General features: G+C 75.1%; 15 protein-coding genes. 11 read left to right on the forward strand and 4 right to left on the reverse strand.

Annotated elements, in window-relative coordinates; translation table 11 throughout:
* Positions 1–12 precede the first annotated feature (12 nt).
* Entirely contained in the window at positions 13–468 is a 456-nt protein-coding gene (locus ACQP04_RS13155; protein WP_433507325.1) for a MarR family winged helix-turn-helix transcriptional regulator, read from the reverse strand.
* Between the two features lie 82 nt (positions 469–550).
* Between ACQP04_RS13155 and ACQP04_RS13160 the strand changes: the two genes are divergently transcribed.
* From ACQP04_RS13160 to ACQP04_RS13185, 6 genes are all read left to right on the forward strand, one after another.
* A complete protein-coding gene (locus ACQP04_RS13160; RefSeq protein WP_433507326.1) occupies positions 551–1,690 on the forward strand; it encodes an LLM class flavin-dependent oxidoreductase in 1,140 nt (379 codons plus the stop codon).
* Between the two features lie 2 nt (positions 1,691–1,692).
* Entirely contained in the window at positions 1,693–2,310 is a 618-nt protein-coding gene (locus ACQP04_RS13165) for an FMN reductase (protein WP_433507327.1), read from the forward strand.
* Between the two features lie 115 nt (positions 2,311–2,425).
* On the forward strand, positions 2,426–2,752 hold the full coding sequence (locus ACQP04_RS13170; RefSeq protein WP_433507328.1) for a DUF1330 domain-containing protein: 327 nt from the start codon (positions 2,426–2,428) through the stop codon (positions 2,750–2,752).
* Positions 2,753–3,236: 484 nt separating this feature from the next.
* A complete protein-coding gene (locus ACQP04_RS13175; RefSeq protein ID WP_433507329.1) occupies positions 3,237–4,331 on the forward strand; it encodes a hypothetical protein in 1,095 nt (364 codons plus the stop codon).
* Positions 4,328–5,338: an HNH endonuclease signature motif containing protein gene (locus ACQP04_RS13180; RefSeq protein WP_433507330.1), complete on the forward strand. Its 1,011-nt coding sequence runs from the start codon at positions 4,328–4,330 to the stop codon at positions 5,336–5,338. The genes ACQP04_RS13175 and ACQP04_RS13180 overlap by 4 nt, the downstream gene beginning before the upstream one ends.
* A 912-nt stretch (positions 5,339–6,250) precedes the next feature.
* A complete protein-coding gene (locus ACQP04_RS13185; RefSeq protein WP_433507331.1) occupies positions 6,251–6,943 on the forward strand; it encodes a hypothetical protein in 693 nt (230 codons plus the stop codon).
* 41 nt (positions 6,944–6,984) lie between these two features.
* Here the strand turns inward: ACQP04_RS13185 and ACQP04_RS13190 are convergent, their stop codons facing one another.
* Both ACQP04_RS13190 and ACQP04_RS13195 read right to left on the reverse strand, forming a co-directional pair.
* On the reverse strand, positions 6,985–7,404 hold the full coding sequence (locus ACQP04_RS13190) for an AAA family ATPase (RefSeq protein ID WP_433507332.1): 420 nt from the start codon (positions 7,402–7,404) through the stop codon (positions 6,985–6,987).
* A 41-nt stretch (positions 7,405–7,445) separates the two neighbouring features.
* Complete coding sequence (locus tag ACQP04_RS13195; RefSeq protein ID WP_433507333.1) at positions 7,446–8,183, reverse strand: SDR family oxidoreductase; 738 nt, start codon at positions 8,181–8,183, stop codon at positions 7,446–7,448.
* 90 nt (positions 8,184–8,273) lie between these two features.
* Between ACQP04_RS13195 and ACQP04_RS13200 the strand changes: the two genes are divergently transcribed.
* From ACQP04_RS13200 to ACQP04_RS13220, 5 genes are all read left to right on the forward strand, one after another.
* A complete protein-coding gene (locus tag ACQP04_RS13200; RefSeq protein WP_358209177.1) occupies positions 8,274–8,750 on the forward strand; it encodes an RrF2 family transcriptional regulator in 477 nt (158 codons plus the stop codon).
* A 42-nt stretch (positions 8,751–8,792) separates the two neighbouring features.
* Positions 8,793–9,071 (forward strand): CoA transferase, encoded by a 279-nt coding sequence (locus ACQP04_RS13205; protein ID WP_433507334.1) that lies wholly within the window; start codon positions 8,793–8,795, stop codon positions 9,069–9,071.
* Positions 9,065–10,009: a CoA transferase gene (locus tag ACQP04_RS13210; protein WP_433507335.1), complete on the forward strand. Its 945-nt coding sequence runs from the start codon at positions 9,065–9,067 to the stop codon at positions 10,007–10,009. The genes ACQP04_RS13205 and ACQP04_RS13210 overlap by 7 nt, the downstream gene beginning before the upstream one ends.
* A gap of 262 nt (positions 10,010–10,271) precedes the next feature.
* Positions 10,272–10,775 carry a hypothetical protein gene (locus ACQP04_RS13215; protein ID WP_433507336.1) on the forward strand — a complete coding sequence of 168 codons (504 nt, stop codon included), beginning with the start codon at positions 10,272–10,274 and terminating at the stop codon, positions 10,773–10,775.
* A gap of 64 nt (positions 10,776–10,839) precedes the next feature.
* Entirely contained in the window at positions 10,840–13,719 is a 2,880-nt protein-coding gene (locus ACQP04_RS13220; protein WP_433507337.1) for an FtsW/RodA/SpoVE family cell cycle protein, read from the forward strand.
* A gap of 17 nt (positions 13,720–13,736) precedes the next feature.
* On the opposite strand, the gene ACQP04_RS13225 is transcribed toward ACQP04_RS13220, so the two are convergent.
* On the reverse strand, positions 13,737–14,723 hold the full coding sequence (locus ACQP04_RS13225; RefSeq protein ID WP_433507338.1) for a rod shape-determining protein: 987 nt from the start codon (positions 14,721–14,723) through the stop codon (positions 13,737–13,739).
* Between the last annotated feature and the right edge of the window lie 100 nt (positions 14,724–14,823).

Here is a 14,823-nt window from a genome sequence, read left to right on the forward strand (position 1 = left end):
CGCGGGACCCGATCAGCCCGCGGCGCGGATCCGGGTGAGCACGGTCTCCGCGATGCCGGCGAGCGCGTCGACCTCGTCGGCGCCGAGCCCGTCGAACACGAGCTCCCGCACCGCCTCGACGTGCGCGGGGGCGGCGCCCTCGATCGCGCGCCGCCCCTCGGGGGTGAGGACGACGAAGGCGCCGCGGGCGTCGTCGGTGCACTCCTGCCGCTCGACCAGGCCCCGCTTCTGCATGCGGGACAGGTGGTGGGAGAGCCGGCTCTTCTCCCACTGCAGCGCCTCGGCCAGCTCCAGCACCCGCACCTGCTCGCCGTCGCGGTCGGTCAGCGCGACGAGCACGTCGAAGTCGGCGTACGACAGCCCGGAGTCCGCCTGCAGTCGCCGGTGCAGCAGGGCCTGCAGCTGGGTCTGCATGGCGAGGTAGCCGCGCCACGCGCGCTGCTCCCGCTCGTCGAGCCATCGGGTCATGGGGACCACGGTACCGGAATAGTTGACACGTCACCGGAGTTCGGAGAAGGTAGATGACACATCAACCAACGAGGTGAGGGTCATGCAGTTCGGAGTGTTCTCCGTCAGCGACGTCACGACCGACCCGACGACCGGTCGCACGCCGTCCGAGGCCGAGCGGATCAAGGACGTCGTCACGATCGCGAAGAAGGCCGAGGAGGTGGGCCTGGACGTCTTCGCCCTGGGCGAGCACCACAACCCGCCGTTCTTCTCCTCGTCGCCGACCACGACCCTCGGCTACATCGCGGGGCGGACCGAGCGCCTGCAGCTCTCGACGGCGACCACGCTGATCACCACGAACGACCCGGTCAAGATCGCCGAGGACTTCGCGATGCTGCAGCACCTGGCCGGCGGGCGCGTCGACCTGATGATGGGCCGCGGCAACACCGGCCCCGTCTACCCGTGGTTCGGCAAGGACATCCGGGACGGCATCCCGCTGGCCGTCGAGAACTACGCCCTGCTGCGCAAGCTGTGGGACGAGGACGTGGTCGACTGGGAGGGCCGGTTCCGCACCCCGCTGCGGGGCTTCACGTCGACCCCGCGCCCGCTCGACGGCGTCGCGCCGTTCGTGTGGCACGGATCGATCCGCAGCCCGGAGATCGCGGAGCAGGCCGCGTACTACGGCGACGGCTTCTTCCACAACCACATCTTCTGGCCGGCCGAGCACACCAAGCGCATGGTCGAGTTCTACCGCCGCCGCTTCGAGCACTACGGCCACGGCGCCGCCGACCAGGCGATCGTCGGGCTCGGCGGGCAGGTGTTCATGCGGAAGAACAGCCAGGACGCGGTGGACGAGTTCCGGCCGTACTTCGACAACGCCCCGGTCTACGGGCACGGGCCGTCGCTGGAGGACTTCAGCCGGGAGACCCCGCTGACCGTGGGCAGCCCGCAGCAGGTCATCGAGCGGACCCTCGGGTTCCGGGACTACGTCGGCGACTACCAGCGCCAGCTGTTCCTCGTCGACCACGCGGGCCTGCCGCTGAAGACCGTGCTCGAGCAGCTCGACATCCTCGGCGAGGAGGTCGTGCCGGTGCTGCGCAAGGAGTTCGCCGCGCTCAAGCCCGCGCACGTGCCCGACGCCCCGACCCACGAGTCCCTGGTCGCCGCGCGGGGCGCGAAGGACTCGACCGTGTACGCCCCGGCGGACGACGTCACCGGGCAGGCCCGGGAGGAGGCGGCCTGATCATGGAACATCGGAGGATCGCCGTGGTGAGCGCGGGACTCTCCGTCCCGTCGTCCACCCGGCTGCTGGCCGACCGGCTGGCCTCGGCGACCGTGGCGGCCCTGCGCCGTCGCGGTGTCGAGGCCGAGGTGGAGGTCGTCGAGCTGCGCGAGCACGCCCGCGACCTCGCCGACAACCTGGTCACCGGGTTCGCGAACGCCGAGCTGCGGCCCGCGCTGGACGCGGTGACCGGGGCGGACGGGATCGTCGCGGTCACGCCGATCTTCTCGGCGTCGTACAGCGGGCTGTTCAAGATCTTCTTCGACGTCGTCGACAAGGACGCACTGACCGGCAAGCCCGTGCTGATGGGCGCGACAGCCGGCACGGCTCGGCACTCGCTGGCGCTGGAGCACGCGATGCGGCCGCTGTTCGCCTACCTGCGCACCGTCGTCACGCCGACCGCCGTGTTCGCGGCGTCGGAGGACTGGGGTGGCGCGGGGGAGGCGAGCCACGGTCTGGCCTCGCGGATCGAGCGCGCCGCCGAGGAGCTGGCCGAGCTGGTCGCCGCGCGCCCGGCGGCGCGGACGGCCGACCCGTTCGCCGACGCCCCGTCGTTCGAGGCGCTGCTGCGCGGCGTCTGACCCCGCCGCGGAGGCCCCGTCCCTGGTCGGACGGGGCCTCCGGCGTTCCCGGGGGATGTGCGCGACGACCCGGCGGTGGGAGCATCGTCGGCCTCCGTGCACAAGGGGGTGTGCCATGACCGGCGACGCCGAACCGGCCCCGGGCCGCTACTACGTCCTCGTCGACGTCGAGATCCGGGAGCCCGAGCGGTACCGGACGTACATGGAGAAGGTGCGTCCGGCCCTCGAGGCGGCGGGTGGCCGCTACCTCGTCCGCGGCGGCGCCCACACGGTCTACGAGGGCGGATGGACGCCGGCCCGGCTGGTGCTGCTGGAGTTCCCGTCGCGGGAGGCGTGGGAGACCTTCTACGAGGGACCCGAGTACGCCGGGATCCGCACCGTGCGGGAGGAGACCAGCACCGCCCGGATGGTCGGGGTGGAGGGGTTGGGGCCGGGAATGTGAAGGGTGGCTGGTCGTGGGCGGCTTGTAGGACGCGATCGGCGGCGGGGTCGAGGCGGTCGTACCGGGCGTTCGGTCGGAGCGAGCGGCCGGCCCCAGGCGCCGGGCGCGGGACGCGAGGCCTGGCGGGGATGCGGTCGGGGCGTTGAGAAGGGTCGGGGAATCTGACGGGCGATGCTCGGTCGGCCCTCGGAGATGCAGTGGTGGGTCGGGAGGGGCCCGTACCGCTCCAGCAGGCCTCGCGCACTTGGTACGCGGGGCGGGGGTTCGGCAGAGCGGGCGTTCCTGGTGGCCCGCAGCGGTTCGGCGGCCGACCTGTTCTCGCTGGTCAGGAGGGTGAGTCGGCAGTCGGCGGCTCGCTGGTGACGCGGCGCCTGAGCTGATCGTGTCCGTGGTGCGGACCGCCGTGGTCTGGGCCACCGATGCCCTTTGGAGGCATGTCGGAGGAGCGCCCGAAACTGTCGGGGGTCGAATGTATGTTCGATCCGTGCAGTCGACCGGGTGTCTTCCGGCCGGGTTGGCGGACCTGCCGCCCGGCCCGGCACTGGCGGTTGCGCTGGACCGGATCGACCTGGCCGCGGTGCCCGCCCGGGACCGGTTGACGGTGCTCGAGGCGTGGCACCGCCAGGACAGCCATACCCGGGCCCGGTTCGCGCGGGCGATGGTCGCGGTGGGCTATGCCGACCCGGAGCACCCCGACTCGGCGGCCGAGTTGCCGGATCCGTACCTGGACTGGGCCGATGAGATCCGGGCCGCGCTGGCGTGGACGCGCCGGGCCGCGGACGGGCACGCCGACGACGCGGTGGCGCTGGTGGTGGAGCTGCCGGCGGTGTGGGCGGCGCTGGAGCGCGGGCGGATCGACCCACCCAAGGCCGGGGTGTTCCTGCGGCACCTGGTCGGGTTGCCGGCGGCGCAGATCGCGCACCTGTGCGCGCTGGTGCTGCCCCGGGCCCGACGGTGGACCACCAGTGAGATCTCGCGCCGGCTGCGTCGGTTGATCATGGAGATCGATCCGGCGCACTATGAGCGGTTGTTCCGCCGGGCGCACGCGCGGCGGGGGGTGTCGGCGTGGGTGACCGAGGACGGCACCGCCACGATCACCGCGCACGGGGTGGCCCCGGAGGACGCCGACGCCGCGGTGGCCCGGATCGACCGGCTGGCCCACCAGGTCCGCCGGGCCGGGCACCCGGGCCGGCTGGACCAGATCCGGGTGGACCTGTTCGTCGGGTTCCTCGACGGCCGGCTGCACAGCCTGACCGACGAACAGATCATCACCGCCCTGCTCCACGACGCCACCCGGACCGACCCGCCCACGCAGCCCTCGACGCGCGCACAGAGGCGACCGGCCGGCACGCGCCGGCCCACCCCGTCCCGCCCACCCGCTGCGCCGCTGACGGTGGCCTCGTTCCGCCCCGGAGCCGATGCCGACGGGTCCCCTCCGGCGACCGTGCAGCCCGGTCGAACGCGGGCGCGGGCGCGGAATCGGGCGACGCTGCCCAGACGGCGCCTCCTGCCGAGCCGGCGCAGGCCGAGCCGGCGCAGGCCGACCTGGGCCAGGGCGAGCGGGCCTGCGACGAGGTGAAGCACGCAGCGCGGGAGCAGGCAGGGCCGGAGCAGGCAGGGCCGGAGCAGGCAGGGCCGGAGAAGGCCGAGGCAGAGAAGGCCGAGGCAGAGAAGGCCGAGGCAGAGCCAACGGACGCTGCTGCGGCGGGGTTCCCGATGCGGGCGCGGCGCGGGGTGCATCTGCAGATCGCGCTGTCCACCCTGCTCGGGCTCGACGACCGGCCCGCAACCCTGCCCGCGCTGGGACCCATCCCCGCCTCCCGGGCCCGCCCGCTGGTCGCCGCCCAACACCGGGCGCCGTGGCGGTACGCGCTCACCGGCCCGGACGGGCGGCTGCTCCGGGCCGGGGCGCTGCGCACCCGACCCGCCCTCAGCGACCTCGACCGGACCGCGCGGGTGGCGACCGATCAGGGTGCGCCGGGGCTGGTCGATCTGCTCGTCGACGCCGACCTGCTGGCCCGGTTCGCCGCCCCGGGCCCTGACCTGCCCGGCTCCTGGCGCCCGGTGCTCACCGAAATCCTCGCCGCCCGCGGCCGCCCCCTCGACGACGACCCGGGCGCCCGGTTCCCACACACCGGGCTGCGCCGGCATGTCGAGTTCCGCGACCGGCACTGCACCTTCCTCGGCTGCCTCACCCCGGCCCGCAACGCCGACCTGGACCACACCCGCGACCACGCCCGCGGCGGCCCGACCACCGCCGCGGACCTGGGCCCGGCCTGCCGGCACGACCACGGCCTCAAACACCGCGGCTGGACCCTGACCCAACCCGAACCCGGAATCTTCGTCTGGCGCAGCCCGCTCGGCCGGGTCCACCGCACCCGCGCCGAACCCCTGCTCCCGCCGCCCCCACCGCCGCTGCCCGTCCCGTCCGAAGATGACCAGTGCTGCGCCGACGACGGAACCGACCAGAGCGAGGACCACCCCGACCCACCCCTGATCGTCTGGCGGCCGCCGACACCGGTCGAGGAGCCCCGGCCGCCAGCACCTCCCCCGATCACCGACCTGGACGAGCCGCCGCCGTTCTGATCGGTCGGGGTGGAGTGCTGCGCTACCCGCGCCGCTCCGCGCCGGCCAGCTCCCGCACGCCTCGGCGATCTCGCATGTCGCACACTCGAACCCGTCCTCGCGGAGTCGACCTCGTCCGCTGTGCGAACAGACGGCGGCACCCGAGGATCGAGCGCTTCCGCCCGCTGCTGCCCCGGCGCCGTTGCCGGTTCACCCGGCGACGTGCCCTGCTGCGAGCACTCCGACAGCGGCACTCGGGCCGAGGACGCCCCGCCCCACCCTGATCGCCTGCCGCCTGCCGGCGGCGGTCGAAAGGCCCCGCCCGCCACCGCGCCCCGATCACCGATCTCGACGAGCCGTCGCCGTTCTGCCCGTCGTGCGGAGCGTGGCGCTTCCCGGCGCCGCTCCGCCTCGATCAGCTCCCGGCGCCTCGGCGGTCTGGCGTGTCGCGCACTCGAATCCGGTCCTCTCGGGGTCAGGCGACCCGCGGCCGGCGGACCCGACTGCCCGACAAGGGAACCGCGCGATCATCCCTCGTCGGGCCTGCTGGCGCCGCCGGACCCGCTGGTGGTCATCTGGTGGCCGCCGACGCCACCGCGCAACCGTCTGCCTTCACGTCTCCCGGTCACGGCGTCGTCGTCGTTCTGAACCATCGAGCGGGGGTTCGCGTGAGCCGCGCTGCTCCGCCCCGACTAATTCACGAAATGCCTTGGCAGCCACCCGAAACGGGCTCTCGAATTCGCCTTCTGCCGGTCGCGGCGGTCCATTCTGCGGCGACGGTCGGCGGCATCAAGGTCCGTGTGCGCAGGCGAGCCTTGTGAAATGCCCCTTCCCGCGAACGCCCGGGACCAGCACGATGGGCCCCCGAACGCCGCTCGCCGCGGCGTCGAGGGGGGAATCATCGTGGACCCGACCGTCACCTTCTATCAGACCTTGAGCGGCACGAGTTTCACGTTGCTGGGACTGTGGTTCGGCGTCATGCAGTTCGCGCACGGCAACTGGCGCTCGGATCCGGACCGACACGCGGCGACGTTGCACCTGGCGCTGAAGTTCTTCCTGCCGGGGGTGCTCGGGCTGGCGTCGATGCTGGGTACCACCCCGGGCGACAACGGGCTGGTGTGGCGCGCCACGTTCGCGATCGGCGGGGCGATCGGACTGGTCGAGTCCCTCCGCTACCTGCTGCGCACGGGCCGGGCGCGGGTGCCGGGCCGGCGGCTCGCGGTGTTGGACCCGCTGCTGTACGCGCTGGTCGTGGCGGCTGCGTTCGTCCCGGCCGGTGCGCTGGCGATCAGCCCGCTGCAGATCGAGGGCATCGTCACCGGCCTGCTGTTCATCACCGGGCTGTGCGGCGTGTGGCTGGCCTTCGCCGAACGGGCGTCGGAATCGGCCACGACCACCACCACTGCCGCAACCTCGACCCCGGCATCGCCGGGCTCGCCGATGCCCCCGCCCGGCCCCGGCGGCGTCGCGGCGGCCGCCCCGACCGGCCCGCCGGTCCCGCAGGTCGCCCCGACCGGCCCGCCGGTCCCGCGCACCACTCCGGGTGGCCCGCCACTGCCTCGCCCCGAGCCCCGGCCCGAGCAGATGCGGAACTTCCCGCCCCGCGAGGACCCACGGACGAGCTGACCGGACGAGCTGACCGACACCCGTCGCGGCCCGGCAGCCCGTCACGACGGACACACGACGTCGACCCGGTCGAAGCCCTCCTCGACCGACGGCGGGACGAGCCGGTTGCGCGTCCCCAGCACCCCGACCAGCGGCACCCGCGCCCGGCCGGTCCGCAGGTCGTTGCGCTCGAGGCAGAGCTCCAGGGAAGTGGCGAGGTGCACCGCGCGGACCCGGGCGCCGTGGGCCCGGGCGACCGCGATCAGCCCGGCCCGGTCCTCGGGCGAGGCGTTGGTGTTGTCGACGACCACGTCCCGCCCGGCCGCGAGGAGCTCCTCCAGCACCCGGCGCTGCCGCTGCCCCCGGCGCTTCGCGGTGGGCCAGTGGTCCTTGCTCACCACGGTGTGGGTGGCGGCGAGGTGCCCATGCACCCACGTCGACTTGCCCGCGCCCTGCAGGCCGACCATCACGACCAGCTCCACCACGCCCGGGTACCCCGCCGAGCCGGGGCGATCGAGAGGCCTCAGGCCTTGAGCCAGTCCTCGAACCGGGTCACGCCGATCCGGGCGTCGCCGGTCGGGACCAGCGCGTCGCCGATTGCGGTGCCGAAATAGCGGGCGTCGGGGCCCGTGGTGACGGTCCGGGGATCCTCGCGGGCGGCCAGGAACTCGCGGACGAACTCCTCCATCGTGCGGCGGTCGGGGCCGGCCAGGTCGATCGTGCCGCCGACCGGCGCGCCGGTGGCGAGCTCGACGAGGGTGCCGACGACGTCGGCCGCGGCGACGGGCTGGAACGCCCCCTCGGGCACGGTGACGGAGCCGCCCTCGGTGGCCGAGTCGGCGATCATGCCGAGGAACTCGAAGAACTGGGTGGCGCGCAGGATCGTGAACGGGATCCCCGAGCCGGTGATCAGCTCCTCCTGGGCGACCTTGGCGCGCAGGTAGCCCGCGTCGGGCAGCCGGTCGGTGCCGACGATCGAGAGCGCGACGTGGTGGCCCACGCCCGCCTCGCGCTCGGCGGCGAGCTGGGTGGTGGTCGAGCGGGTGAAGAAGTCGAGCACCGGACCGTCCGCGAACGACGGCGAGTTGGTGACGTCGACGACCACCTGCGCGCCGGCCAGGGCCTCGGCGAGGCCCGCGCCGGTCAGCGTGTCGACCCCGGTCGAGGGCGAGGCGGGCACCGCCTGGTGGCCCCGCTCCCGCAGCGCCGCGACCAGCGCCTTCCCGATCAGGCCCGTTCCTCCGACGACGACGATCCGCATGGCCGTTCCCTCCCGTGAACCCGGATATCTTTTGTCCGAGATTTTACTCGGACATCTTCTGTCCGAGTCAAGTAGGCTGCGACGGTGAAGATGTCCGGGGGGGTGGAGTGGGCGTTGCACTGCTGCGTGGTGCTGACCGGCACGACCGACCCGGTCCCCGCGGCGAAGCTCGCCGAGTTCCACGACGTGTCGCCGACCTACCTGGCCAAGCAGCTGCAGGCGTTGTCCCGGGCCGGGCTCGTCCGCTCGGTGCAGGGGCAGGCGGGCGGGTACGTGCTGACCCGGGCCGCGGGGGAGATCACCGTGCTCGACGTCGTCGAGGCGGTCGACGGCGCCGAGCCCGCCTTCGTCTGCACCGAGATCCGGCAGCGTGGGCCGCTGGCCGCCGCGCCGGAGGCGTGCACCACGCCGTGCCCGATCGCACGGGTGATGATCGAGGCGGACCGGGCGTGGCGCGGCGCGTTGCGCGGGGTGTCGATCGCGGATCTCGCCGGCGACGTCGCCCGGACCACGGGCGTGGAGACCCTGCCACGGGTCCGCGCCTGGTTGCAGGGCCTCGCCGGCTAGCGCCCGCGCAGGCCGGATCCGCACGGGAGCCGAGGAGTTCGGATGGGTTCGGGACCGCTGACCGGGATCCGCGTCGTCGACGGGGCGACGCTCGCCGCCGGGCCGCTCGTCGCGACGTGGCTCGGTGAGCACGGCGCCGAGGTGATCAAGGTCGAGCAGCCCGACGGCGGCGACCCGTTGCGGCAGTGGGGGAGCCCAGCGCGACGGCGTCGGGCTGATGTGGAAGAGCCTGGGGCGCAACAAGAAGTCGGTCACGCTCAACCTGCGCGAGGAGGCGGGGCGGGACCTGCTGCGCGGGCACGGCGGACGTCGTGGTGCTGAACCTGCGCCCGTCGACGCTCGCGCGGTGGGGCCTCGACCACGCCGCGCTCGCGGCGACCAACCCGGGGCTGGTGATGCTGCACGTCACCGGGTTCGGGGCGGGCGGGCCGAAGTCGGACCGGCCGGGTTTCGGCACGGTCGGCGAGGCGATGAGCGGGTTCGCCCACCTGACCGGCGAGCCGGACGGCCCGCCGACGCTGCCGGCGTTCATGCTGGCCGACGGCGTGGCCGCGCTGACCGCGACCTACGCCGTGATGATGGCGCTCTACCACCGCGACGTGCACGGCGGCCCGGGCCAGCTGATCGACGTCAACCTGGTGGAGCCCCTCGCGCGGCTGATCGAGCAGCCGGTGCTGACCTACGACCAGCTCGGGGAGGTGCCCGCCCGCACCGGGAACCGCTGGGACATCTCGGCCCCGCGCAACACGTACCGGACCAAGGACGGGCACTGGCTGGCCATGTCGGGCAGTGCCCCGACGATCGCGATTCGGGCGCTGCGGGCCGTCGGCCGCGAGGACCGCACCCGGGATCCCCGCTTCGCCGAGGCCCAGCAGCGGCTCCGGAACGCCGCGCTGATCGACTCCGTGATGGCCGAGTGGATCGCCGCGCACACGCTCGACCACGCGATGACCGTGTTCGAGGAGGCCGAGGTCGCGGCCGCCCCGATCTTACGACGCCGAGCAGCTGCTCGCGGACCCGCAGCTGCAGGCCCGCGGCGTGTTCCCGCAGGTACCGGACCCGGACCTGGGCGCGATGCGGGTGCAGGCGCCGGTCCCGCGCTTCTCGGTGACGCCCGGCGGCATCGACCATCTCGGCCCGGACCTCGGCGAGCACAACGACGAGATCTACGGCGGCCTGCTCGGCCTGTCCGAGGAGCGCCGGGCCGCGTTGCGCGCGCAGGGCGTGATCTGACGCCGTGTGATCTGCTCGCCCTGTGACCTGACACGGGGGCCGGTCGCCCGATCCTCGCCGGTCCACACAGGCGCGCCAGGGTCCATGGACCCGGGAAGGACCCGTTCGGCCCCGGGACCCGGTGGACCCCGCCGGGCCGTCCGCCCCTGCCCCCGTCCGCCCCTCCTGCGGCACCGTGTCCGGCGGGGACGACACACGGGCCGTGGCGGGGACGAGGGGGGCTGCGGGGTGGTTCGGGCCGGGGGGTACGCGGGCGCGCGCGCACGGCGTCGTCGCTGGTGGCTGTGGGTGGCGTGGCCGCTGGTGGTCTGCGCGGTGCTGGCGGTCGAGTGGTCGCTGCTGCACGAGCGGATCGAGGCGGACATCGCCCTCCTGCTCGCCAGCGGCCGCGACGCCGCGGTCGCGCCCGCGCCGGGCCCGGTGCTGCCGCCGCTGCCGGCCGCGCCCGCGCCGGCGGCCGACGGGGCGGTCGGGTCCGTCGACCTGCGCACCGTGCGGGCCTGCGGGGCCGGGCAGGACTGCCTCGTCCGCATCCACGTGGGGCTGCGTCCCGCGCCCGAGCCGGTGGCCGTGGACTGGACCGTGCGGCTCGACGACCTGTGCGGCGGCGCCGGCGCCACCCTCGCCGGGGGAACGGTGAGCGTGCCGGCGGGGGTGGACCGCGCCGACGTCGTCGCCGCCGTCCGGGTGCCCGACGCCGCCGCGACCGCGCTCACCGTCGTCACCGGCGGTGCGGGGGCGGCGGCCAGCCCGGCGGTCCGGGTCCCGCCGACGGGCGGGTGCGCGCCGTGACCGGCCGGTGGCCCCGATGAGGCCCGCGCGACGGCTCCGACGGCTCCTGCCCGGTCGGCGCCGGGTGTCCACGTGGGCGACGGGGGAACGGCCGCCCAGGCCACCCCGGCCGCGCCGGAACCACGGGCTGGCGTTCGACGTCGTCGCGGTGGTGGCCACGCTCGTGCTGGTCGTCGCCGGGCTGGCCAACCTCGCCGTCGTCGAGGGGATCGACACCGCCGTGCGGCAGGGGATCATCGCCGCCGGCGGGCTGGTGCTGCTCGCGCTGTTCTGGCGGGTCCGGGTCGGGCTGCTCGGCGTGCTGGGCGTCGTCTGCTACGCGCTGGCGGTGGTCCTGCTCGCCGCGGTGCCCGTGGTCGGCCTGAGCGCGAACGGCGCCACCCGGTGGATCGCCGTCGGCGGGTTCACCTTCCAGCCCTCCGAGCTCGCGAAGCTGGGCCTGCTGCTGGTGGTCGCCGGGGTCCTCGGGTCGGGGCGCCCGGCCTACCAGCGGTTCCTGGGCGCGCTGGTCCTCGCCGCGATCCCGATCGTGCTGACCGTGCTGCAGCCGGACCTGAGCACCACGACGCTGCTGGTGGTCGTCTCCGTGGCGCTGCTGGTGATCGGGCGGGTGCCGGCCCGGTTCGTGCTGCCGGTGTTCGCCGGGGCAGCGGTCGCCGCGCCGCTGGTCGTCGGGCTGCTGCGGCCCTACCAGGTGGAGCGGCTCGGCAGCTTCCTGGCGGGGGCCGCGGAGTCGCCGGCCGGGTCCGGCTGGGCGGTCGCGCAGGCCCGGATCGCGCTCGCCTCCGGCGGCCCGTTCGGGCAGGCCGGGGACCCGCTGACGAACGTCCTCGAGCGGTACCTGCCCGAGCGCGACACCGACCTGGCCCCGGCCAGCCTCGTCCTGCAGTTCGGGATGGTCGCCGGCGTGGTGGTGCTGCTGGCCGCCGTCGTCCTGGTGTGGCGGCTCGCGGTCGCCTCGCGCACCTCGCGCACCGCCCACGGGGCCCTGCTCGCGGGCGGGCTGGCCGTGCTGTTCGGCGCCGAGGTCGTGGTGTCGGTCGGTGGCAACCTCGGCCTCCTGCCGCTCGCCGGGGTGCCGTTCCCGCTGGTCAGCTACGGCGGCACCGCCGTGGTGGTGCACCTCGCGGCGATCGGCGTGGTGCTCGGGGTCCGGCGCGACGGGGCCCGCCGCGTGCTGTGGGCGGCGCCCGAGCGGCTGCGCCCGCGGTTGGTCCGTGTCGCCGCACTGGGCGTGACCGGCCTGCTGCTCACGTTCGGCGCCTTCGGCTGGCGGCTCGAGGCCGTCGAGGGGCCGGCGCTGGTCGCCGCGGGCCAGGAACAGATGGCCCGGTGCGTCCGGCTGCCGGCGCCGCGGGGCGAGATCACCGACCGCAACGGGGCCGTGCTGGCGATCGACGCGGCCGCGACCGACGCCGGCACCGCGAAGATCGAGGCGGTTCCCGGCCTGGTCCGGCCGGGCGAGGTCGACCGGCTCGCGGGCCTGCTCGGCAGGCCGCCCGCGGACGTGCGCGCGGCCCTCGACGCCGCCCCGGACACCACGCTGTCGCTGGAGCTGGCGGAGCTCCCCATCGCCCAGGCGCGCACGGTCACCGGGTTCGACGGCGTGCGGGTCGAAGCGGTCCCGCGCCGCAGCTACCCCACGGGCGAGCTGCTCGGCCCGGTGCTGGGCTACACCGGGATCGCGACCGACGTGCAGACCCGGCGCGACCCCACGCTCGGCCCCGGCGTCGTCGTCGGACGGGCGGGGTTGGAGGCGAGCTACGACGCCGTGCTCCGGGGCCTCGACGGCGAGCAGTGCTACTGGGTGACCCCGTCCGGTGTCCCCACCGCGCTCGGCACCCGGCGCGACCCGGTCCCGGGCGCCGACCTGCGCACCGCGCTCGACCTGCCGCTGCAGCAGCGGCTGACCGACTCGGTCCGCGCCTCGCTCGCCGGGCAGCGCAACCCCCGGGCCGTGGGCGCCGCGGTCGCCATGGACCCGCGCAACGGCCAGGTCCTGGCCCTGGCCAGCCTGCCCTCCTACGACAACAACCTGTACGGGCCGCCGCTCGACGTGCAGGCGTTGCGGGCCGTGGAGGCGCGCCCGGGCCACCCGACGCTCGAGCACGCCAGCCAGGTCGCGGTGCCGCCGGGCTCGACGTTCAAGCTGGTCGTCGCGGCCGCGAACATGGTGACGGGGACGATCCCGCCGGCGTCGATCGTCCCGACCGGCGCGAGCTTCACCCTGGCCGGGCACACGTTCGACAACTGGAAGCCCATGGGGCCGATGAACCTCCCGCAGGCCATCGCGTGGTCGAACGACGTCTACTTCTACCGGCTCGCCGCCCTCATGGGACCCGACCCGATCATCGAGGCCGCGCACGCGCTCGGTGTCGGGTCGCCGACCGGCATCGACCTGCCCGGCGAGTCCGCGGGCTACCTCGGCACGCCCCAGTCGATCGCCGACGACGGCGGGCACTGGTACGGCGGCACGACGGTGATCCTCGGCATCGGGCAGGGCCCGCTGCAGGTCACGCCCCTGCAGAACGCCCGCTGGACGGCCGCGATCGCGACCGGGCAGCTGGTCACGCCGCGGCTGGGGCTCGCGGTCGGCACCCCGGAGGCCGGCTTCACCGCGCTGCCCGTGCCACCGCCCGTCGCGGTGCCCTTCGCCTCCGCGCTCGGCCCCGTGCGGGACGGGATGCGCGCGGCGGTGCGCGGGGGCACGGCCACGTCGTTGTCCACGGTGCCGCTGGACTCGGGCGCGAAGACCGGCACCGCGCAGGACGGCAGCCTGTCCGCCGAGGAGTACGACAACTGGACCTCCGCCGCCGCGCCGTTCGACGCCCCGACCGTGGTGATGACGGGCCTGGTCCAGGGGCCGGGCAAGGGCGCCAACAGCGCGAGCCGGATCGTCATCGACGGGCTGCGGCAGTACCAGGCGTCGCCGCCCGTGCCCTGAGAGATCCTGCGGCCGCCTCAGCCGCGGGCGTAGGTCTCGAGCACGCCGGGCAGGGTGAAGGCGCGGGCGGCCCCCTCGGCCACGCACGTCGACGGGTTCTCCGCCTGCTTCACCGGCAGCCCGAGCCCCGCCTCCAGGGCCGCGCGCAGCCCGCGGGTCGGGGAGGCACCGCCGACGAGCAGGACGCCGTCCGCGGCGAGGTCGTCGAGCGCACGGGCGGGCAGGTCGTCGAGGCACCCGATCAACGAGGTCGCGAGCTCCGCCACGCGCGGCGCCACCACGGAGTGCAGCTCGCCGGCGGGGATGCGCAGCGTGCGGGGCCGGCCGTTGTCGCCGTCGCGCCCGACGACCGTGACCTCGCCGCCGTCGGGGACCGCCCCGACGCGGATCGTCAGGTCCTCGGCGGCGTCGCGGCCCAGGGAGAGGTGGTGCTGCTCGCGCACGTGCCGGCGGACGGCGGCCGCGATCGCGTCCCCGGCGACCCGGCGCGACCGCACGGCCAGCACCTCGCCGTAGCACATCGCGACGATCTCGGCGGTGCCGGCGCCCACGTCGGCGACCATGTGCACCCGCCGGTCGAGCGGGTCGACGCCGCAGCCGATCGCGCCCGCGACCGGGCCGGCGAGGGCGAGCACGCGCACGATGCCTGCCTCCTCGGCGGCCTCGACCAGGGCGCGGCGCTCGAGCGGACTGGCGCCGGCGGGGACGGTGAGGGCGGCGGCCAGGCGGGTCCGCTGCCAGGGGCGCGGGAGCACCCGGCGGACGACGGCGCGCAGGTAGCGGCGGGCGGTGTCGAGGTCGGTGATCACGCCGTCGCGCACCGGCCGGACGGCGAGCGAGCCGGACGGGATCCGGTCGACCAGGTCGGCCGCCTCCCGGCCCACGCTCACGCCGCGGCCGCCGGGGCGACCGAGCATGACCGACGGCTCGTCGTACTGGAACCCGCCCTCGGCGTCGTAGAGCACCGTGGTGCCGGTGCCGACGTCCATGCCGAAACGCCCCATGCTCCACCCCCGGATCCGGGCACGGTGCCCCCCCGTGCCGCCCCTCGCCAGCCTTCTCCCTCGCCGCCGTCCTCGGCAGGGCCGAAGGTCGTGATTCCGA

Source organism: Pseudonocardia halophobica (assembly GCF_050948485.1).
Taxonomy (GTDB): domain Bacteria; phylum Actinomycetota; class Actinomycetes; order Mycobacteriales; family Pseudonocardiaceae; genus Pseudonocardia; species Pseudonocardia halophobica.

Bases quoted from the DNA above. Each gene is read 5' to 3' on its own strand.
- ACQP04_RS13195 (WP_433507333.1), bottom strand. From the start codon at position 8,183: ATGCGGATCGTCGTCGTCGGAGGAACGGGCCTGATCGGGAAGGCGCTG.
- ACQP04_RS13205 (WP_433507334.1), top strand. From the start codon at position 8,793: ATGGGTTCGGGACCGCTGACCGGGATCCGCGTCGTCGACGGGGCGACG.
- ACQP04_RS13165 (WP_433507327.1), top strand. From the start codon at position 1,693: ATGGAACATCGGAGGATCGCCGTGGTGAGCGCGGGACTCTCCGTCCCG.
- ACQP04_RS13225 (WP_433507338.1), bottom strand. From the start codon at position 14,723: ATGGGGCGTTTCGGCATGGACGTCGGCACCGGCACCACGGTGCTCTAC.
- ACQP04_RS13160 (WP_433507326.1), top strand. From the start codon at position 551: ATGCAGTTCGGAGTGTTCTCCGTCAGCGACGTCACGACCGACCCGACG.
- ACQP04_RS13155 (WP_433507325.1), bottom strand. From the start codon at position 468: ATGACCCGATGGCTCGACGAGCGGGAGCAGCGCGCGTGGCGCGGCTAC.
- ACQP04_RS13170 (WP_433507328.1), top strand. From the start codon at position 2,426: ATGACCGGCGACGCCGAACCGGCCCCGGGCCGCTACTACGTCCTCGTC.
- ACQP04_RS13200 (WP_358209177.1), top strand. From the start codon at position 8,274: ATGTCCGGGGGGGTGGAGTGGGCGTTGCACTGCTGCGTGGTGCTGACC.